The 19,826-nt window shown below is 72.0% G+C and carries 20 protein-coding genes and 1 pseudogene; 6 read left to right on the forward strand and 15 right to left on the reverse strand.

The features are described 5' to 3' along the window. Window positions 1-17 precede the first annotated feature (17 nt). Complete coding sequence (locus tag PZB77_RS13035; RefSeq protein WP_275492765.1) at window positions 18-827, forward strand: DUF4232 domain-containing protein; 810 nt, start codon at window positions 18-20, stop codon at window positions 825-827. 81 nt (window positions 828-908) lie between these two features. Here the strand turns inward: PZB77_RS13035 and PZB77_RS13040 are convergent, their stop codons facing one another. Together PZB77_RS13040 and PZB77_RS13045 are read right to left on the reverse strand one after the other, a co-directional pair. After that, on the reverse strand, window positions 909-1,652 hold the full coding sequence (locus PZB77_RS13040) for a hypothetical protein (RefSeq protein WP_275492766.1): 744 nt from the start codon (window positions 1,650-1,652) through the stop codon (window positions 909-911). A gap of 83 nt (window positions 1,653-1,735) precedes the next feature. After that, a complete protein-coding gene (locus PZB77_RS13045) occupies window positions 1,736-2,167 on the reverse strand; it encodes an ATP-binding protein (protein WP_275496043.1) in 432 nt (143 codons plus the stop codon). A 235-nt stretch (window positions 2,168-2,402) separates the two neighbouring features. Between PZB77_RS13045 and PZB77_RS13050 the strand changes: the two are divergent. Continuing rightward, window positions 2,403-3,186: pseudogene (locus tag PZB77_RS13050) on the forward strand (DUF5753 domain-containing protein). Further along, entirely contained in the window at window positions 3,183-3,422 is a 240-nt protein-coding gene (locus PZB77_RS13055) for a DUF397 domain-containing protein (protein WP_275492767.1), read from the forward strand. Before PZB77_RS13050 ends, PZB77_RS13055 begins: the two are co-directional and overlap by 4 nt. 236 nt (window positions 3,423-3,658) lie before the next feature. Here PZB77_RS13055 and PZB77_RS13060 read toward each other — a convergent pair whose 3' ends face one another. Beyond that, the gene (locus PZB77_RS13060) at window positions 3,659-3,967 is read right to left on the reverse strand and encodes a beta/gamma crystallin domain-containing protein (RefSeq protein WP_275492768.1); all 309 of its coding nucleotides are present in this window, start codon (window positions 3,965-3,967) and stop codon (window positions 3,659-3,661) included. 172 nt (window positions 3,968-4,139) lie between these two features. After that, window positions 4,140-4,730 (reverse strand): dihydrofolate reductase family protein, encoded by a 591-nt coding sequence (locus PZB77_RS13065; RefSeq protein ID WP_275492769.1) that lies wholly within the window; start codon window positions 4,728-4,730, stop codon window positions 4,140-4,142. 207 nt (window positions 4,731-4,937) lie between these two features. Between PZB77_RS13065 and PZB77_RS13070 the strand changes: the two genes are divergently transcribed. Both PZB77_RS13070 and PZB77_RS13075 read left to right on the forward strand, forming a co-directional pair. Further along, window positions 4,938-5,477 (forward strand): hypothetical protein, encoded by a 540-nt coding sequence (locus PZB77_RS13070; protein ID WP_275492770.1) that lies wholly within the window; start codon window positions 4,938-4,940, stop codon window positions 5,475-5,477. A gap of 270 nt (window positions 5,478-5,747) precedes the next feature. Beyond that, entirely contained in the window at window positions 5,748-6,293 is a 546-nt protein-coding gene (locus PZB77_RS13075; RefSeq protein ID WP_275492771.1) for a hypothetical protein, read from the forward strand. A 30-nt stretch (window positions 6,294-6,323) separates the two neighbouring features. Here PZB77_RS13075 and PZB77_RS13080 read toward each other — a convergent pair whose 3' ends face one another. From PZB77_RS13080 to PZB77_RS13090, 3 genes are all read right to left on the reverse strand, one after another. After that, window positions 6,324-6,710, reverse strand: coding sequence for a hypothetical protein (locus tag PZB77_RS13080; protein ID WP_275492772.1), 387 nt, complete (start codon window positions 6,708-6,710; stop codon window positions 6,324-6,326). Between the two features lie 370 nt (window positions 6,711-7,080). Next, a complete protein-coding gene (locus PZB77_RS13085) occupies window positions 7,081-7,794 on the reverse strand; it encodes a GNAT family N-acetyltransferase (protein WP_275492773.1) in 714 nt (237 codons plus the stop codon). 111 nt (window positions 7,795-7,905) lie between these two features. Further along, window positions 7,906-10,917: a hypothetical protein gene (locus PZB77_RS13090; RefSeq protein ID WP_275492774.1), complete on the reverse strand. Its 3,012-nt coding sequence runs from the start codon at window positions 10,915-10,917 to the stop codon at window positions 7,906-7,908. Window positions 10,918-11,167: 250 nt separating this feature from the next. Between PZB77_RS13090 and PZB77_RS13095 the strand changes: the two genes are divergently transcribed. After that, the gene (locus PZB77_RS13095; RefSeq protein ID WP_275492775.1) at window positions 11,168-11,695 is read left to right on the forward strand and encodes a HEAT repeat domain-containing protein; all 528 of its coding nucleotides are present in this window, start codon (window positions 11,168-11,170) and stop codon (window positions 11,693-11,695) included. Between the two features lie 32 nt (window positions 11,696-11,727). Here PZB77_RS13095 and PZB77_RS13100 read toward each other — a convergent pair whose 3' ends face one another. The 8 genes from PZB77_RS13100 to PZB77_RS13135 form a co-directional block, all read right to left on the reverse strand. Continuing rightward, entirely contained in the window at window positions 11,728-12,288 is a 561-nt protein-coding gene (locus tag PZB77_RS13100; RefSeq protein ID WP_275492776.1) for a hypothetical protein, read from the reverse strand. A gap of 105 nt (window positions 12,289-12,393) precedes the next feature. Beyond that, window positions 12,394-13,398 (reverse strand): porphobilinogen synthase, encoded by a 1,005-nt coding sequence (gene hemB / locus PZB77_RS13105; RefSeq protein ID WP_275492777.1) that lies wholly within the window; start codon window positions 13,396-13,398, stop codon window positions 12,394-12,396. A 111-nt stretch (window positions 13,399-13,509) separates the two neighbouring features. Next, on the reverse strand, window positions 13,510-14,070 hold the full coding sequence (locus tag PZB77_RS13110) for an SMI1/KNR4 family protein (protein WP_275492778.1): 561 nt from the start codon (window positions 14,068-14,070) through the stop codon (window positions 13,510-13,512). Window positions 14,071-14,190: 120 nt separating this feature from the next. After that, window positions 14,191-15,861 (reverse strand): bifunctional uroporphyrinogen-III C-methyltransferase/uroporphyrinogen-III synthase, encoded by a 1,671-nt coding sequence (locus PZB77_RS13115; RefSeq protein ID WP_275492779.1) that lies wholly within the window; start codon window positions 15,859-15,861, stop codon window positions 14,191-14,193. Next, complete coding sequence (gene hemC, locus PZB77_RS13120) at window positions 15,858-16,844, reverse strand: hydroxymethylbilane synthase (RefSeq protein WP_275492780.1); 987 nt, start codon at window positions 16,842-16,844, stop codon at window positions 15,858-15,860. Before hemC ends, PZB77_RS13115 begins: the two co-directional genes overlap by 4 nt. After that, window positions 16,841-18,385: a glutamyl-tRNA reductase gene (locus tag PZB77_RS13125; protein WP_275492781.1), complete on the reverse strand. Its 1,545-nt coding sequence runs from the start codon at window positions 18,383-18,385 to the stop codon at window positions 16,841-16,843. Before PZB77_RS13125 ends, hemC begins: the two co-directional genes overlap by 4 nt. Continuing rightward, entirely contained in the window at window positions 18,382-19,149 is a 768-nt protein-coding gene (locus tag PZB77_RS13130; protein WP_275492782.1) for a redox-sensing transcriptional repressor Rex, read from the reverse strand. Before PZB77_RS13130 ends, PZB77_RS13125 begins: the two co-directional genes overlap by 4 nt. A 276-nt stretch (window positions 19,150-19,425) precedes the next feature. After that, a complete protein-coding gene (locus tag PZB77_RS13135) occupies window positions 19,426-19,701 on the reverse strand; it encodes a glutaredoxin family protein (protein WP_275492783.1) in 276 nt (91 codons plus the stop codon). Window positions 19,702-19,826 lie beyond the last annotated feature (125 nt).

A 19,826-nucleotide genomic window follows, 5' to 3' on the forward strand; every position in this document is an offset into this window, starting at 1 on the left:
GAAAGAGGAAACTCACCATGCGTCACCTCCGTGTCCGCCGTTCCACCCGCATCCCGGTCCTCGGCGTCGCCGCCCTGGTCGGCGCGCTCACCCTGACGGGCTGCACCGACGAGGACACCGCCGCCGTCGACCAGGCCGTCTCCTCGGCCCAGGACGCCGCCGCAGACGGCGCCGCCGCGCCGGCCACCACCCACGCCCCCTCCCCCGCCCCGGCCGCTCAGGGCGACAAGGGCTCCCCGCAGGAGCGGTCCTCCGCCTCCTCCGGCTCGAAGTCGGGTTCCGCTTCCGGATCGGGCAGCGATTCCGCTTCGGGTAGGTCGAACGGTTCGGCGGACGCGGCCGGTTCCTCCGGCGGTACCTCCGACGACTCGCCCGGCAGCGACGACGGGAGTGACTCCGCCACCCGTACGACGTGCGACGGATCCACCAGCAAGGTGAAGGCCAGCATCCTGAGCCGCCCGGTCAACCACGTCCTGCTGACGATCACCAACACCGGATCGACCGCCTGCGATGCGTATGCCTACCCGGGGGTCGGCTACGACGGCGCCCAGGCGGTCATGGACCACGTCCGGGAGAGCGTGCCCCAGTCGGTCGTCTCGCTGGAGCCCGGCCAGTCCGCCTACGCCTCCGTGCGCACGTCCTCGGCGGACGGCAGCGGCGAAGGCGGTGCCGACGTGAGCGCCTTCACCGTGGACTTCCAGGACGCCTCCGGAAGCTTCGGGAACACCACGCAGACCATCGCCCCGCTGGGCAAGGGTGTCTGGGTCGACAGCTCGGCCGCCGTCACGTACTGGCTGACCGATTTCGACGCCGCCACCTCGTACTGAGCCCTCCGGCAGCGGCAGGGTCACCGGGGCCGCAGCACCACGCGGCCACCGCCCCCTCCGCGCGCAGCGACAGGGGCAACGTCAACCACGGGCCGGGCGCCCACCGCCCGGCCCGGGCACCGGGAGGTGCGGGGCGGTGGTGGAGAGCTTCGCCGGGGCGGGCGCGACGAAGACCGCGAGGCAGCGGAACTCACCGTTCGGGCCGCCCAGTTGCGCATAAGGGCGCCAGCGGAGCAGGTAGGTGCCCCGCAGGACCCGGGTGTTGGCCGGAAAGGAGCCACCGGCCCAGAGCAGGGTGCCGCTCAGTTCGCGTTCCTCGTGGATGCGGAACTCCTCGTCCCTGGTGGGCGTCGTGCGCTGCCTGGGGCTCCACAGGGACGCCTCGTTGGTGATGAGGAGGGCCAGCCCGTTCTGGTCCTCGCGCTCGCAGAAGCGTTCCAGCCTTCCCACGTCCCGCACGAAGTCCCTCCGTGCGAGGTCCGGTGCGTTGTGCCCGCGCAGCGCGTACTCCTCGGGAGGTGACCCGACCGTGCCCGACCACCGCCGGGTCACGTACTTGAACTCCACGGCCGTGCGGCCCGCCGGTCCCAGGCACAACAGGTCGAGGTACTCGGACGCCTCGCTGCCGCGCACCGGCACCTCCAGACGGCACCCGACCTCCCGCGCGACCTCGTGCACCGCGAGGGCGAAGCTGTGCTGGAGGTCGGCCTCCGAGTGGAACACCGGCCGGTGCCCCCGCAGCCGGGCCAGGACATCGTCCAGCGTGGCACTCCCGGCGATCGTCTCCGGAGCGGCGGGGGAGGGCGGGAACATACAGGTGGCCATGACGCCATCCAAGCCCTCGCGTGTCGACCGCGTCAGCCGTTGACTGATTCCCGCCCACAGCAATCGGGGCCCACCAAGCCGGGTCACGGGCTGCCGAGGTCCCCGCCCGCCGCGAACTCGCACCACACGATCTTCCCGGGCTGCCGCACCGAGACGCCCCACCGGTCGGCGAGCGCGTTCACGATGATCAGTCCGCGCCCGGACTCCTCGCTCACCTCGTCCCCGACGGCCCCCGCGGCCCCCGCCGCCCCCGAGAGCCGGACCCCGTGCCGGCCGTCACCGCTGTCGTGGACCTCGATCCGCAGGCCGGCCGCCGCCCGCGCCCCGCCCGCCCTCTCCACCCGGACGAGATACCCGCGTCCGGCCGGCACCCCGTGCACCACCGCGTTGGCCGCCAACTCACTCGCGCACAGCACCACATCGTCCACCCGGCCACCGGGCCCCCACTCCTCCGCGGCCCTCCGCACGAACTCCCGCACGGAGGCGACCGAGTCCCGCCGCCGCAAGAAAAACAGCTCACGGAAAGCGACGGATCGGGGGCGGACGGGGAGAGCGGGCCGGGCGGGACGAGGGGTGGGCCTCTTCGTTGTTTCGTTCACCGGCCAAGAGTCACCCTGGGTAGCTATGCTGTCGCAGTGCGCTCACCCGTACAGATCTTTTGTACGGGCCGCCCGCGCGTGACGTACGGATCCCGGTGGGGAGGGGGAGACCATGCACACCAGGAATCGGCAGCGCAGAAATGCGTCAGCCATGAAGCTCGTCGGCGCTGGTCGGCCTGTTCCGCACCGCGGCCGCGCTCACGCAGGCCCAGTTGGCGGTGAGCGCCGGCGTCCAGGTCGAGACGATCGCCTCGATCGAACAGGGCAGACGCACGCTCCTCCCCGACCTGGCCCACCGCCTGGACGAACTGCTGGACACCAAGGGCGCCTTGGCGACGGCGGTGGAGAACATGCCGGAGGTGGACCTGATCCCGGCGTGGGCCGAGCAGTACATGGACCTGGAACGCGAGGCACTGGCGCTGTCATGGTTCGAGAACCAGGTGTTGCCGGGATTGCTTCAGACGGAGGAGTACGCCCGGGCGGTGTTCTGTAGCAAGGTGCCGGTGATGGGCCCTATGGAGATCGAGAAACAGGTCGCCACCCGCATTGCTCGACAGAACATCCTGCAACGGGACCCTCCACCCACCCTGAGCTTCATCATTTCGGAAGCCGTAATCCGCGATCGTCTTGGCAGCGACAGCGTGTACTTCACGACCCTCCACCACCTGCGCGCTTGCACGGACCTCGCAGGAGTCACCTTGCAGGTGATGCCCCTGGGCCGGGCAAGTCACGCCGCACTCGATGGCCCGTTCATCCTGCTGGAAACTCCTGAGTTCCAACACCTTGGATACACCGAGACGCAGCGGGGCAGCCAACTTGTGGCCGACGCGAACGAGGTCAGCATCCTTACCCAGAAATATGCGATGCTGCGGACGCAGGCTCTCAACGCGGAAGAATCGAGGAGCTTGCTGGACCGGTTGCTAGGAGAGCAATGAGCACGGTACTCGCGTGGTTCAAGTCCACCCACAGCCCTGAGCAGGGCGGCGCCTGCGTCGAAGTGGGCTACTCCTGGCGGAAGTCAAGCTACAGCGGCAGTGAAGGCGGCGCCTGCGTAGAGGTCTCCGCCCACCCCGCCGCCATCCACATCCGGGACTCCAAGAACCCCGAAGGCCCCATCGTCACGGTCGACACCGCCTCGTGGTCCGCCTTCACCGCCTACGCCGCCGCGTAGCCCGTCCGCCGGACGAGCCCCGCGTCCCGCAGCACGGGCCAGGGGCGTACGAGGCACCCATGCCGCGGGGTTGAGGCGTCGAACGCCTCCCCCGACGGCAGCACGGGTGCCTCGTACGCTGCGCGCGCCTGACGCCGTCACTCGACGGGCGGCCACGTTGAAAACGCTCGGTGAACCCACCGCGGCGACGTCGTACGGCCCGGCCGCGCTGTCACCTCATGCGCGGACGAGGCGTGCTACCAGATCCGGATCTTCGTGATCTTGTGGATGGGCTCGCCGGTGACCTTCCCGTAGCTCCACTTCTCGATGGTCTCGCTGGTCGCCGACGCGCCCAGCCTCGGCACGTACTCGAACGTGACCTTGTTGTTGCCGGTCCAGATCTGGTCCACGCCGTAGATCGCCACGCTCTCCACCCCGGCGTTGGCGAAGCAGAGGGAGCCGCCTGAGTTGTGGAGCGTCAGGTAACCCGACTCATTGCAACCGACGCGGTTGATGGCGGACGCCGACGAGGCCGGCAGCACGACGGCTATGGATCCTGCAGCCACGACTACCGCGAGACGTGTGAGGAAGCGCTTCACTGGTGGGTTGTTCCTTCCATGGTGGTGGTGCGGGACGCACGCACGTCCCCTCACCGCAACGGGGAGAACGCCGCTCCGGTTCAGCGCCTGGGCACCTCTGCTCGTGGGCGGCCGCGATCCCGGGGAAGCCCCGCCCGCGTCACCCCCGCCCGGCGCCGTCCTCCCCGTCGCCCCCGACCGCGTACCGCAACAGCACCACGCCGTTGCCGAAGGGCCGGGTCTCCACGAGGCGCAGGCTCGTGCGGGTGTCCGTGGAGCGGAAGAGCGGGGTGCCGCGTCCGACGAGTACCGGATGCACGTAGATCCGGTACTCGTCGATGAGCCCGTGACGCCGGAACTCGTCCGCCAGCCTCGGCCCGCCCACCACCAGGTCTCCGCCCGGTTCCGCCTTCAGCGCACGGATCGCCCCGGGGTCCACCTCGCGCACGATCTCGGAGCCCCAGCCGGCCTCGGTGAGGGTGCGCGAGTACACGTACTTGGGCATGTCGCGCCAGATCCCGGCGAACTCGGCCACCGCTCCCGCGTGCGCCGGATCGGCGTCCGCCGTCGGCCAGAAGTCGGCCATCAGCTCGTACGTCACCCGCCCGTGGATGAACGCGCCCATCCTGCCGAGCTCGTCGTTGAAGTGCTGGTGCAGTTCCTCGTCGACGAGGCTCCAGCCGATGTCGTGGCCGTCCCCCTCGAAGAAGCCGTCGAGGGAGACGGAAAGGGAAAGGATGATCTTGCGCATCGGCGGCCTCGCGAATCGGCGGGAGCGGGCGGTACGGGGCCCGTGGCGCACCTCGTACGACTACGGGCACTTCGGAGTACGAACGGCCCGCGACGCTACCGCCGCACCACCGCTCGACCCCGGACCCGCGTGCTCCCGGCATGTCGCGCCCCGCCTCGTCGGAGAAAAGGGGATGCGGTGGGGAGCCCCGAGCCGACACCATGCGCTGTGCGGAAGATCGGAACGACGGAGACCGGCCCGGCCCCCACCCGGGACGGGGACCGGGGCGCGCTCTATGCGTACCGGGTGCGCGGGGCGAGCCGCAGCGGGATCGTCCTGTGGATCGCGGGCACCGGCGACGGCCCCGACCGGGTGCTGACGTCGACGGAGGGCGGCCGCCGCCGCGTCCCCGTGTTCGTGACGGCCCGGCAGGCACGGCTGTACGTGCGACGCCACGGCCGGCGGCTCGCCGGTCCCGAAGTGGCGGGGCCACTGGAACTCGTGCGGGTACAGCACTGGTTGGCCGATCCGGCGCGACGACGGGTCCCGCCGGGGCAGGTGCTGGACGCGTGGAACTTCTTCGAGGACCTGGCCCGGGGGATCGACGCCCACCACCCGCTGCTCACCCAGGGACCGGTCCAGGACAGCGCCTACGAGAAGCTGGCCACCGGCGAGTGCGCCGCCTGGACACCCGAGGAGCGGAACGCCGTACTCGGCCTGCTCACCGCTGGACTGGAGCTGTGGGACCACGCACGTACAGCGGCGTGAAGACCACCTCCCCCGGTGCCCCCTCGCCCTCCCCGGGCTCGCGCCACCGCGCCTCCGGTGACAAGCGTGCGCTCCGCTCCTCGTGCGCCCCCCGGTGCGCCACCGTCCGCGATTCGCCGCGAACCACCCCGGGCAGCATCCCCTGACATCCCCCACCCGCCACCGGAGCGCGCGTCCTCCCTCGGCCCTCGGCGCCGGCCGGCCCGCACGGCCCCGGCTCCGCTTCCGTCTCCGGCCTCGGCTCCGACTCTCTCGTGAGGTTGCCTCCGTATGACCGCGATCGTCGGGCTCGTCCACAAGAACCGTGTCCATCTCGGCGGCGACTCGGCAGGTGTCGCCGGCCTCTCGATCACCGTGCGCCGGGACGCCAAGGTGTTCCGGACCGGCCCTTACGTCATGGGGTTCACCACGTCGTTCCGCATGGGACAACTCCTGCGGTACGCGTTCGAGGCGCCGCATCCCAGTGGTGACCTGGACCGTTTCATGGTGACCAAGTTCATCGACTCCCTGCGTTCCTGCCTCAAGGACGGCGGCTGGGCCCGCAAGGACTCGGAGCAGGAGCAGGCCGGCACCTTCCTGGTCGGGATAGCCGGACGGCTCTACAGCATCGAGAGCGACTACCAGGTGGCCGAGCCCACGGACCAGTACGCGGCGGTCGGATGCGGGGACGATCTCGCCCTCGGCGCGCTCCACGCCACCGCCGCCCTCGGCTGGAAACCGCGTCAGCGGATCACCACCGCGCTGGAGGCGGCGGCCTATCACAGCGCGGGCGTCACCGGCCCCTTCACCTACGCGACGACACCCAAAGCGGACTGATCAGAGCCTGGTGGCGGCGCTGTTCACTCCTCACTCAGAGCCCTCTCGCCCGTCTCGCCCGCCCGTCTCGCCCGCCTTCTCCGCCGGAGTGCCCGCTCGGGCCCGGAGGCCCGGCGGAAGGTTGATGTCGGCGGTGCGCAGGGCCCGTTGGAGCGGGCTCCGGCCCGGAGGAAGCTCCAGGTCGATGTCGGCGATGAGCAACCGGCCGTCGGCCAGGCGCGAGGTCTTCGTGCGCTTGCGCTGCCGGGGCTGCTCGCCCGCCTCCTGAGCCCGCCCGGCTCGACGCTGCCGCTCCGGCCGCGGGGCCCGCGACGGCCGCCGGCCCTGCTCCGGGCGCCCGGACGGCCCGGGCCGGGCAGATCGTTCGGGTTCGTCGGATTCTTCGGGCTGTTCGGGCTGTTCGGGTTGAGAGGCCATGTCTCCTCTTCGGCGGCGGGGGCTCCACGGATGCCCCACCGACGAATTCTCGCCCGAACCCCTCCTCCGGGCAGGGGTGTTCGAGCACTTCTGGCCGTCCGCACCTGCGGTGTCAGTGGCCCCACCAGGGTGTGCGGCATGGAGACGCTTCCGCATCCCCTTCCGTCCCTCGCCTCTCCCGGGCCGGGGCTGCCGCCCGGTTCCCTCGTGGACACGGTTCCACCGGTCTGCGCCCGGCTCGCGTACCTGCCCGGCGCAGCGCGGACACTGGAGTCCTGGTCCTTCCGGTGGGACCGGTCCCGCCGACGCGGCACCCGCCCAGAGGTCACCGGTCCGGTGGTCACAGGTCCGGTGGTCACGCGTCGGGCGGTCACACGTCCGGTGTCACGTCCCGGGTGCAGGGAAGCGCCGCGACGTCGTCGATGGGCAGCAGCGGGATGCCGCCGGGAGGCATCGCGGCGAACAGCGCGGTGGTCGCCGGGTCGTCGGGCACGGTGCCCTCGTTCTCCTCGAAGTACTCCGTCATGTACTCCCGGACGGGCGCGGACGGCAGCACGTCCGCGCCGGCCAGTTCCGGCGCGGTCGCGAGGAGTACCAGGACCATGCCGGGCACCCGGGGGGCGCCGGGGCGCAGCGAGGGCTGGAAGTAGGGCACGTCCAGGACCCGGGCGCCGTGCCGGGCGTAGAAGCGCAGGCGGGCGCTCTGGTCGCCGTGCTCACCGTCCGGGGTGTGCGCGGCCGGGTGCTCGACCTCGGCGAGGGTGAGCAGCGGGTGGACGCGGTCCTGCCAGCCGGTGTGGATCTCGGCCATGAGGGTGCGGCCGATGCCGGAGGACCGCAGGTCCCGGCGGACCGCCATGTACGCGAGCAGCAGCACCCGGCTCCGCGGCGACCATTCGGCGATCGCGATGCCGTCGGGCCGGCCGTCCCGGACGACGGCGGAGATCCACAGCACGCCCGCCTTCAGTCCCGCGCGCAGCGACGCGGGGGTGAGCAGCTCGTGGTCCGGGAAGTTGGGGACGAGGAGTTCGTCGTACACCACGTCCAGCAACGGGCTGTCCAGCCCGATCTCACTCACCTGCATGTCGCCTGCCTTCTCCCGCGTCGGTTCCCGACCCTCCCATGGTGGAGCCGGAGAGCCGCACGACATGCCGGTGTGTCCGGGATCCGCCCGCCGGAGTCGCCGGCGGTGGCGTCACACGGCCGGCTCGCGCACCGGTTCCTCGACGGACTTGTCCAGCTCGTCCCCCATGGTACGGATCACCCATTTCGCCGTCCTGAAGAAGTCGGTCTGGTCGGTGCCGAGGTCATGGGGGGCCGCCGGGTGCGGCAGGCCGAAGGTGTCCCCCGGGTCCTGACCGAGGTGCCGCCAGTACGGTGCGAAGAGCGCACGGCTCCTCGCCTTCGCGGCAGCCACCTCCTCCGTGAGACCGGCGTCGAGCGCCTCGCGTTCGCGCTCTTCCATGTGGGTGAGGACGCTGCGGTAGAGCGAGTCGGTGTAACTGCTGGGGAACTGCCCGTCGTCCTGGCGCACGTGGTAGACGAAGCCGTGCAGGACGGCCCGGATCCGGGCGTCGAAGGACCGCCGGTGGTCGTTCTCGGCCCAGGCGATGTCGGCGAAGGTCTCGGCGAGCCACACCGGCAGTTCGTGGTCGTCCTCGGCCGCGACGCGGTCTTCGAGGCCGTCGAGGAGGATGCGGGCGCGGGCCGGGTCGGAGGTGGCCCGGAGCATGGCGATGTGGAGGTCGGCCCAGTTGCGCATCCACAACTCCTTCTCGCCGGTGCAGGCGTCGCGGCTCGCCCGGAACCACACCTCCGCCCGGTCCCGGTCCGCGTCCGTCCCGTCACTGGCGAACCAGATCGTCTCCGCCTGCAGTTGGGAGTGGACGATGTAGATGCGCCGCAGGTCCGGGTCGGCGGGTACGTGCCCCCGCCGCAACCGCAGGTAGTCGGCGACGGAGTCCAGCGCCGCTCCGGCCCGCTCCCAGCGCTCCCGGTCCCGGCCGGGCACCTGGTTCACGCGGCCGGCGACGTAGCCGGTGCGCAGGTCGTCGAGCCAGGTCACCCACCGCAGGTCACGGTCGGCCGGCAGCGCCCGGTAGGACGAGACGAGTTGGTCGCAGTAGCTGGAGGGGGCCTCCATGCCCCACCAGTAGAACGCCTCCAGGAAGAGCCGGATCATGGCCCGCTTGCTTCCCTCGAACGCCGCGCGGGGCACGTACGCGGCGTGGTACAGCCACTCCTGGGAATCGCGTTGCCAGTCCGCGTACTCGTAGCGCGAGCCGAGCGCCATCACCGTCTGGTCCTGGCGTTCCTCGTCGAAGTTCATCGTGGCCCGGTAGTGGCGCTCCACGGCGGCGTGCAGGTCGGCGTGGGCCGCCGGCCGGTCCAGGCGGAAGCGGCGGTCGAGGTTCTCCCGCAGGTAGTCGTGGAGCCGCCAGCCCTCGTTCTCGTCGTCGTCGAAGGGGGTGACGAAGGCGCGGCGCGTCAACCAGTCGTACAGCTCGAACCCCTGCGCTTCGGGCACCCCCTCGGTCGCGTGGAGGACCGCGGCGAGGATCGTGGGGGTGCAGCGTCGCACCACCACGAGCAGGTCGAAGAGAGCGAGGGGGCGGCCGACGACGCGCGCCGCGTAGTCGTCGACGTAGGTGCGTACCGCCTCGAAGGCCCCGTCGTCGTCCCAGTGCCCGGCCCCGCCGAGGAGCAACGAGCGGACCTCCGCGACCGCGGCGTTCGCCGGGAGCGAGTCGCGGACGATCGCGGCGCAGGTCGCCACACCGATCGGGTGGCCCCGGGTGAGGGTGGCGATTTCGTCGGCGGCGGAGGTGGCCTCGGCCCTGCGCCAGTCGGCGTCGGTCAGTCGCTCCCGCAGATACGTGGTGGTCTCCTGCCGGGACAGGAGTCCCAGCCGGAGGCGGCGTACGCCCGGGACGCTCTCGGCTCCGCCGGAGGCGGGCCGCCCGGCGTGGACGACCACCGCGGTGGACATCCCCCGCACCACGTTCATCAGCCACGCCTCGACCGGGGTGCCGGCCACGGTGTGGACGTCGTCCACGAGCAGGGCGGTCGGCCGGTCCCGGGCCAGTCGGTCCAGCACCCCGGTCAACCGCAGCTGCATCTCGTCGAGCCGGCTCGGCGCGGGTGCCTGGGAGAGTGCTCCGGAAAGCGCCCCCGCGACCGACTCTCCGAGGGCGCCGACACGTACGTCGCTGGAGTGGCTGACGTCGATGGTGACGTGGGTCGGACGGGCGGGGGCCGTCGAGGGCTCCTGGCGCCGGCCGTCCCGCGTCGCGAGGACGGCGGCCTCCCACTCCCGCCCGACCGTCGGATCCAGCAGCGGTGCCGTGCCGTCCTCGCCGGCGTACGCCCGGCGCACGTCGGCGGCGATCGCGTCGATGATCTGACGGCAGGCGGCGTACTCGGCCATCTCCCGCCCGGCGCCGGTCACCTCACCGCCCTCGCCGTACTGGGGGGCGCCGGCGGTGATGAACAGGACGAGCCGGCCGTCCTCCTTCAGCCCGGCGGCGACCTCGTCCAGCAGCAGGGTCTTGCCGCAGCCGCTGTCGGCGACGATCTCGAAGCGCACCCCGTCACCCCGGGCGCCGCCCCGCGCGGCGTTCAGCACGGTGTCGCGGTTGCGGGCCAACGTGGGGGTGTACGGGGTACGGGCCCCGGGCCGCCGCGGCTCCGCGGGCCCGGTACCCGGCGACGGGTCCGGGACCGGGGGCGGCTGCGGGACCGGCGGCGCCGCGGGCGCGGACTCCCACGCCGGGGAGCCGCCGATGAACACGTCCTCGCTGCGGTCCACGTCCACCCGGCGGTTCCCGCGGTACTCCTCGAAACGGGGCACGTGCACCCGCCGGGACCGCCGGACCCTCGCCCTCGCCCGAGCACCGTCGGCCGTCGCCACCTCCGACCGCGAACGGGCGCTCCCCCACCGCCGGAAGGCGAAGTGGGCGAGGACGGCGAAGGTGTAGATACCGCACAGCACCAGGACGACGGGGAGGAAGGGCGCGTCGCTCAGGGCGCTCGCCACCGTCGCGAGGAGCATCGTCGCGTACCCGGCGAGCAGGATCGGCGCGGTCTTCAGGCTCTCTCCGATGGTGGAGAGAACCTCGGAAGCGGCCGTCAGGATCTGGCCCCACGCCTCCAGCGGCCCACCGCCTCCGGGGTCCGGCGGGGCGGGGGGCGAACTCGGCTCCGACATGTGACCTCCACGATCAAACACCCTCGGTGAACCTTAGGGGCCGGAGGTCCGGCAGCACGCGCATTTATGCGGTCGGTCCGCGCAACTGCTGCGCACGAAAAGGGCGTTCGCCGCATACCCGCGTCAACCTGTCCGGACCTCTCCCGCATGTCTCCCTGCGGTGTCAGGAGTTGGACGGCGGAATGCAAGCCCGACACCCTGCCCCCGGACGGCGGGAGTGAGACAGGGCGTCCGGGGAAACGCATATCCCATGAACCGGACGGAAAAGCTGATCACGGAGTACGGGACCCTCCCCCAGGAGAGCGACCGCAGGCGGGAGATCGTCTACGAACTCGGCGGCATGCTCTCCACCGAACCGGACCACCCGGGCATCCTGCCGTTCCTCATCGGGGTCGTCGCCGACTACGAGGCGCTTGACCTCGCCCGTGTCGAGGCGACGAAGGCGCTGCGGCTCTGGCCCCCGTCGGACCCGGAGACCTGGCGCCTCGCGGGTGCCGTCCTGGTGTCGGCGGTCGAGCACCCGGACGAGGACCTGGTCCGCCAGTACGCGGTGATGGCGCTCTCCTCGTACGCCGACGACTCCGTCGTCCACGCGGCGCTGGCCGAAGCCGTGCTCGGCGACCACGACCCGCTCGTACGGGACAACGCGCTGGCGGCCCTCAGCGAGGCCGGTCCCAGCGAGGGCCGGTCCGAGGTCCTCCGTCGCCTCTCCACCGACGCCCACCGCGGTCACGAGGCCGCCCGCATCCTCACGGGCTGGGAGCCCCGGCCGGCCTGAGGCAGGAGCCGCTCGCGGGGTGCGGCCGCGGCTCATCGGGCGCGGGCGGCCGCCAACTCGCCGACCGGGGAGACACGGTGGCGCGCGTCCTCCTGTCCGCCCCCGCACCACCACGCCGGTGGGCCGGCCAGTTCTGCTTCGCTCGGGTACCAGCCGCGGCCGGTGTCCGGGGGCAGGAGGTGCATGCCCGTCCCGTGGGCCGGGCAGAGGGGCCAGGCCTGCCAGAGCAGCTCCATGACCGTGTCCTGCGCCGCCTCCGCGACCACCCCCAGGGCCGTCTCCGCGTCGTCCGGCTCCGGCGGCTCGCCCTCCTCCGGGTCGCACGCGTTGACCTGGTTGCCCTGCCAGCGGCCGTCCGCCATCGCCACGTAGATCTGGTCCCCGTTGGTGGCTCCCCGGCACGGCGGCGCGCACGAGGGGAGGCACATCAGTATCAGCGGTTCCTGGCCCGGCAGGGTCGCCAGCACGTCGCGGTTGACCACCGCGAGCGCGGCCTCCAGCTTCGGCCACCGGCCGGACTCGGCCCGTACGGGCTCCGGGAGGTGCCGGCACCTGTCACCGGGACCGAGGGGGACGTACGAGAAGTGGTTCACCGGCGCATCGTGCCATCAGCCTCGCGAACGAGCACGCGATTTCGCGCACCACGGACACGCCCCGCCCGGAAGGCGGGGTCCACGCAGCCGGGTCCGGCCCCGCGGCTACACCGAGCGCCCGCCCAGCCGCTGCGCGACCTCGGTCGCCCAGTAGGTGAGGATCATCTGCGCCCCCGCGCGCCGGATGCCCGTGAGGCTCTCCATGATCGCCGCGTCACGGTCGATCCAGCCCTTCTCGGCGGCGGCCTCGATCATCGCGTACTCGCCGCTGATCTGGTACGCCGCGACCGGCACGTTCACCTGGTCCGCGACCTTGGCGAGGATGTCGAGGTAGGGCCCGGCCGGCTTCACCATCACCATGTCGGCGCCCTCTTCGAGGTCGAGCGCCAGCTCGCGCAGCGACTCGCGGATGTTCGCCGGGTCCTGCTGGTACGTCTTGCGGTCGCCCTGCAGCGAGGAGCCGACGGCCTCCCGGAAGGGGCCGTAGAAGGCGGAGGAGTACTTCGCGGTGTACGCGAGGACAGACACGTCCTCGTACCCGGTCTGGTCCAGAGCGTCCCGGATCACACCGATCTGACCGTCCATCATGCCGCTGGGGCCGACCGTGTGGGCGCCCGCGTCGGCCTGCACCTGGGCCATCTCGGCGTACCGCTCCAGGGTGGCGTCGTTGTCGACGCGACCGTCCTCGGTCAGCACCCCGCAGTGGCCGTGGTCGGTGTACTCGTCCAGGCAGAGGTCCGACATGACGACGAGGTCGTCCCCCACCTCCGCGCGCACCGCGCGCAGCCCCTGCTGGAGGATGCCGTCCGGGTCGGTCCCCGCCGTGCCCCGGGCGTCCTTCTTCTCGTCGGCCGGTACGCCGAAGAGCATGATCCCGGAAACCCCGGCCGCCACCGCGTCGGCAGCGGCCTCGCGCAGGGTGTCCAGCGTGTGCTGCCGCACGCCCGGCATCGCCGAGATCTCGACCGGAGCGTCGATGCCCTCACGGACGAACGCGGGCAGGATCAGGTTCGCGGGGTGCAGGCGGGTCTCGGCGACCATCCGTCGCATCGCCGGGGTCGTCCGCAGCCGCCGGGGGCGGGAGCCGGGGAAGTTTCCGTACGCAGTCATCCTTCGACCATAGACCCGCCCACATCGCCCGCTTACCGACACCCCGGCCGGGAAAGCGGGCCTCCTCGCGTGACCGGAGCCCCCTCTCCGGGCGAGCGCCGGACGCCCCGCCTACCCGTCGGCGGGTTCGTAGCGGGCATGCGCCTCCGGCCAGCTCCGGTCCATGAACGGCGCCCGGTCGAGTCGGTCGAAGCAGCGTGTCAGAAAGGCGGTGAAGGGCCCGTCGGTGCGGTACCACTCGCCGGCTTCGCTGCCGACCACGATCTCCCACGCACCCGGGTCCGCGTCGCCGGGCAGGAAGTAGTACTCGTTGCAGTGCTCGTCCCCACCCCAGCAAATGAGCCCACCGGGGTCGGGGTGGAAGGGGAACGGAGAGAACTCCTCGTGTCCCGCCCGTGCCTCGCGCAAGCCGTCCAGGGACCAGAACGCGGCCAGTTCGTCGGGGGTGAGGAGGTCCGTCGGCCGGTCGAGATGGAGGTAACCGCCGAGGGTGCCCGGCCCGTACAGGTCCATGAAGGCCTTGTAGTCCGAGGGCAACGCGGTCCCGAGGTGCTCTTCGGAGTCCTCCCAGATCTGCCGACGTGGCCATCCCCAGGGCTCCTCCGGTTCACCGAGCAGGCCCCGGAGGCGTTCCAGCGGCGACGCCATCTCCACCTCGTTCCCTGTGCACATGGCTGGTGGAGAACATCATCGGGCTCGCCGTCCACGGGCGTCCACCGGCGTCCACCGACGGAAAGGGCCCGGCGGCTCCACGAGGGAGCCGCCGGGCCCGTACGTCACCCACGCCGGCCGTCAGGTCGTCGTACGCCTCCGCCGCGCACCCGGACGGCGCTCGCTCGGGCGGGTCACCGGGTCGCCGGCCTCCTTGGCCGCATCCCGGCGCCGCGCGCCGAACTCCGCCAGCGCCTCGGCCAGCTTGTGCACCGAGGGCTCCGGCGCAAGGACGTCGACCCGCAGGCCGTGCTCCTCGGCGGTCTTCGCGGTGGCCGGGCCGATGCACGCGATCACCGTCACGTTGTGCGGCTTGCCCGCGATGCCGACCAGGTTGCGGACGGTCGAGGACGAGGTGAAGAGCACCGCGTCGAAACCGCCGCCCTTGATCGCCTCCCGGGTGTCCGCCGGGGGCGGCGAGGCGCGGACCGTGCGGTACGCCGTCACGTCGTCGACCTCCCAGCCCAGGTCGATCAGGCCCGCCACCAGGGTCTCGGTGGCGATGTCGGCGCGCGGCAGGAAGACGCGGTCGATCGGGTCGAAGACCGGGTCGTAGGGCGGCCAGTCCTCCAGCAGTCCGGCGGCGGACTGCTCGCCCGAGGGCACCAGGTCGGGCTTCACACCGAAGTCGACGAGCGAGGCGGCGGTCTGCTCACCGACGGCCGCGACCTTGATCCCGGCGAAGGCGCGGGCGTCGAGCCCGTACTCCTCGAACTTCTCCCGCACGGCCTTCACCGCGTTCACCGAGGTGAACGCGATCCACTCGTACCGGCCGGTGACCAGGCCCTTGACGGCCCGCTCCATCTGCTGGGGCGTACGCGGCGGCTCGACGGCGATCGTCGGCACCTCGTGCGGCACCGCGCCGTAGGAGCGCAGCTGGTCGGAGAGCGAGGCCGCCTGCTCTTTCGTGCGCGGGACGAGCACCTTCCAGCCGAAGAGCTGCTTGGACTCGAACCACGCGAGCTGGTCGCGCTGGGCGGCCGAGGTGCGTTCCCCGACCACGGCTATGACGGGCTGGTGCCCGTCGGGCGACGGGAGCACCTTCGTCTGCTTGAAGAGCTGCGCGATGGTGCCCAGGGTCGCGGTCCACGTCCGCTGGCGGGTGGTGGTGCCCGCGACCGTGACGGTCAGCGGGGTGTCGGGCTTGCGGCCCGCCGACACCAGCTCGCCCGCGGCCGCCGCGACGGCGTCCAGCGTGGTCGAGACGACGGCCGTCGCGTCGCTGGCGCCGACCTCGCTCCAGCAGCGGTCGGTGGCGGTGCGGGCGTCCACGAAGCGCACGTCCGCGCCCTGCGCGTCACGCAGCGGCACACCGGCGTACGCGGGCACGCCGACGACGTTGGCGACGCCCGGGACTACCTCGAAGGGCACTCCGGCGGCGGCGCACGCGAGCATCTCGGCCCCCGCGCCCCCGTCCAGCCCCGGGTCGCCCGCGACCGCACGGACGACCCGCCTGCCGCCCTTCGCGGCCTCCATGACAATATTGGCCGCGTCCCTGAGTACAGGCACTCCGGCGGCTGTTGACGTCGTGTCAACGACGGTCAGCTCAGGGGTGCTCACGCCTGCCCGCGCATGTGTGCGCACGACGTCGAGCACCTCGGGCTCTGCGACAAGGACGTCCGCGCTCGCGAGCGCCTCGACGGCGCGCAGCGTCAGCAGACCCGGGTCGCCGGGACCGGCGCCGAGGAAGGTGACGTGTCCCTGTGCGGACAGCAGCGGAAAGTCGGACACGGCGGGGCCGGTGGGGCTCAAAGTGCTCGCTCCCCCATAAGACCGGCCGCACCCTTGGCGAGCATCTCCGACGCGAGTTCGCGACCGAGGGCCGCCGCGTCGTCGTGCGACGTGGGAACGGGACCGGTAGTGGACAGCTGCACCAGCGAGGAACCGTCGGTGGAACCGACGACGCCGCGCAGGCGCAGTTCGTTGACAGCCTGACCGTCGACCAGGAGGTCGGCCAGCGCACCCACGGGTGCGGAGCAGCCGGCCTCCAGGGCGGCGAGCAGGGAACGCTCGGCGGTGACGGCGACCCGGGTGTACGGGTCGTCGAGCTCCGCGAGCGCGGCGGCGAGGTCGGCGCTGGTTGCGGCGCACTCGATCGCCAGTGCTCCCTGACCGGGAGCGGGCAGCACGGTGTCGGGCGACAGGAAGTCCGTCACCTCGTCCGTGCGGCCGAGACGGCTGAGACCGGCCGCGGCGAGAACCACCGCGTCCAGCTCACCGTCGCGTACGAATCCGATGCGCGTGTCCACGTTGCCGCGGATCGGCACGGTCTCTATGGAAAGGCCGTGCGACCGGGCGTACGCGTTCAGCTGCGCCATGCGGCGCGGCGAACCCGTACCCACCCGGGCACCGGCCGGAAGCTCCGCGAAGGTCAGCCCGTCGCGGGCCACCAGCACGTCGCGCGGGTCCTCACGGACCGGCACGGCGGCCAGCACCAGACCCTCGGGCTGCGCGGTCGGCAGGTCCTTGAGGCTGTGGACCGCGAAGTCCACCTCGCCCCGCAGCAGCGCCTCGCGCAGCGCGGCGACGAACACTCCGGTGCCGCCGATCTGCGCCAGGTCCTCGCGCGAGACGTCGCCGAACGTGGTGATCTCGACGAGCTCGACGGCCCGTCCGGTCACCTCGCTGACCGCCTCCGCGACCAGGCCCGACTGGGCCATGGCGAGCTTGCTGCGCCGGGTGCCGAGCCGGAGCGGCGTGTTGTTGGCCCCACCCTGGGGTGAGCTGTCGGTCATGACCGCCCTCTATTCGGGTCGTTCAGGTCTGCCCGGGAGACGGCGGCCACCGTCTGCGGGTCGAGGTCGAAGAGTTCTCGCAGCGCGTCCGCGTACCCGGCACCGCCGGGCTCGCTCGCCAGCTGCTTGACCCGCACGGTCGGCGCGTGCAGGAGCTTGTCGACGACGCGGCGCACCGTCTGCGTGATCTCGGCGCGCTGCTTCTCGTCGAGGTCGGGCAGGCGTCCGTCGAGCCGGGCGATCTCACCGGCCACCACGTCGGCGGCCATCGTGCGCAGGGCGACGACGGTCGGGGTGATGTGCGCGGCGCGCTGGGCGGCGCCGAAGGCGGCCACCTCGGCGGAGACGATGCCCCGCACCCGGTCGACGTCGGCCGCCATCGGGGCGTCCGCGGACGCCTCGGCGAGCGACTCGATGTCGACGAGGCGCACGCCGTCGATCCGGTGCGCGCCGCCGTCGACGTCCCGCGGCATCGCGAGGTCGAGGACGGCGAGCCGCACGGGTCCGGCGTCCCGCGCGGAGGTGTTCCGCGCGTTCGGGTTCCGCTCCGAGACGCTCTGGGCGGGGATGGCGCGGGGTGCGGCGTCCGTCTCCCCGTCCTGGGCGGGCGAGCCGTTCTCCACCCAGGCGGCGTGCTGGTCCAGCGCGTCCACCGGGGCGCCGGGCGAGGCCGGGGGTACGGCGACGGAGGTGGCGTCGTACTCCGCGCCGATGGCCTCCGCGATCGCCTCGGCGGTCAGCACGAGTCCGGTGGATCCGGTGCAGGACACCACGACGTCGGCACGTGTCAGTTCGTCCGTGACGGCGCCCATCCCGACGGCGCGGGCGCGCAGCTCCGGTCCGGCGGCCTGGCCGAGGATCTCCACCAGGCGGTCGGCACGGGCCCGGGTCCGGTTGGCGACGACGATCTCGCCGACCCCGGTACGGGCCAGGGTCGCGGCGGCCAGCGAGGACATCGAACCGGCCCCGATGACCAGGGCGCGCTTGCCCCGGGCCCAGGCGGCGACGTCCTCGCCGTCGGCGAGCTGCTCCAGGCCGAAGGTGACCAGCGACTGTCCGGCGCGGTCGATGCCGGTCTCGCTGTGGGCGCGCTTGCCGACCCGCAGGGCCTGCTGGAAGAGGTCGTTGAGCAGCCGGCCCGCCGTGTGGAGCTCCTGCCCCAGGGCGAGCGCGTCCTTGATCTGGCCGAGGATCTGGCCCTCGCCCACGACCATCGAGTCCAGCCCGCAGGCCACCGAGAGCAGGTGGTGGACGGCACGGTCCTCGTAGTGCACGTAGAGATGAGGAGTGAGTTCGTCCAGCCCGACCTGGCTGTGCTGCGCGAGCAGGGTGGAGAGCTCGGCCACGCCCGCGTGGAACTTGTCCACGTCGGCGTAGAGCTCGATGCGGTTGCAGGTGGCCAGCACGGTCGCCTCGGCCGCGGGCTCCGCGGCGAGGGTGTCCTGCAACAGCTTGACCTGGGCGTCCTGGGCGAGCGAGGCCCGCTCCAGTACGGAGACGGGGGCGCTGCGGTGGCTCAGTCCGACGACGAGGAGGCTCATGCCGGCATCACCGCGGGCATGTCCCCGTCGGGTCCCTTCCGGCTGACGGGGGTCGCGCGCATCGGCGGCGCACCCTCGTCGGTGTCGTCGGGGGCGCCGTCCTCGCCGGCCTTGCGCTGCTCGTGGAAGGCGAGGATCTGGAGCTCGATGGAGAGGTCCACCTTGCGCACGTCGACGCCCTCCGGGACGGAGAGGACGGTCGGCGCGAAGTTCAGGATCGAGGTGACACCGGCGGCCACGAGGCGGTCGCAGACCTGCTGGGCGGCGCCGGGCGGGGTGGTGATCACGCCGATGGACACGCCGTTGTCGGCGAGGATGCGGTCCATGTCGTCGGTGTGCTGGACCGGGATGCCGGCGACCGGGGTACCGGCCATCGCGGGGTCGGCGTCGATCAGCGCGGCGACCCGGAAGCCCCGGGAGGCGAAGCCGCCGTAGTTGGCGAGGGCCGCGCCGAGGTTACCGATGCCGACGATGGCGACGGGCCAGTCCTGGGTGAGGCCGAGCTCGCGGGAGATCTGGTAGACGAGGTACTCGACGTCGTACCCCACCCCGCGGGTGCCGTAGGAACCCAGGTAGCTGAAGTCCTTGCGGAGCTTCGCGGAGTTGACCCCCGCGGCCGTGGCGAGTTCCTCGGAGGAGACCGTCGGAACGGAGCGCTCCGACAGAGCGGTGAGGGCGCGCAGATACAGGGGGAGTCGGGCGACAGTGGCCTCGGGAATTCCTCGGCTTCGGGTCGCCGGTCGGTGAGTTCGGCCAGTTGCCACGGTGCTCCTGCGGGATGAGCGGGGCTGTAGGCGGCCGTATGTCCCAGGACCGCCCCGTCGAATGCAGGCTATGTCTTTGTGAACACGTGCACAAAGATTGTGTCCGTTTTGTCCGGTCAAAGTGACCGGGGTCACGCGAATTCGCCGCGCGGCCCCGGAACCGCGGATCGCATCGACCCGTTGTGGACTCGAAGGGGACAAAGCGGAGCACCTCTCTCATGACCACGCCCCCGAGATCACCCAAAACGCCCATGATGGTAGCCGTAAACCGTTGACTCAGGCACCCAATGCCGTGCGCAGCCGCTTCGCGTCCACCCGCCAGAAGGTGTGCTGTTCCCCGTCGATCAGCACCACCGGGATCTGCTCCCAGTACTGCGCGTACAACGCCTCGTCCTGAGTGATGTCCTTCTCCTCCCACGACGCGCCGGTCTCCGCGCACACCGCCGCCACGACCTCCCCGGCCTCCTCGCAGAGATGGCAACCGGGCTTCCCGAGGAGCGTGACGACCCGGTCGGCGGGCTTCTTCTTCGTACGACGCAGCAGGGCACTCATGCCGCCCATTCTCCGCCCGCCGCGCCCCGGAACGGCACCACCGCGACACCGCCACCGAGCCGCCGCGAACACCGGCCGAACAAGCGGGCCACGGAGAGTTCACGTCCTCCCCCACCGGCCGGACG

This window comes from Streptomyces sp. AM 2-1-1, from assembly GCF_029167645.1.
Taxonomy (GTDB): Bacteria; Actinomycetota; Actinomycetes; order Streptomycetales; family Streptomycetaceae; genus Streptomyces.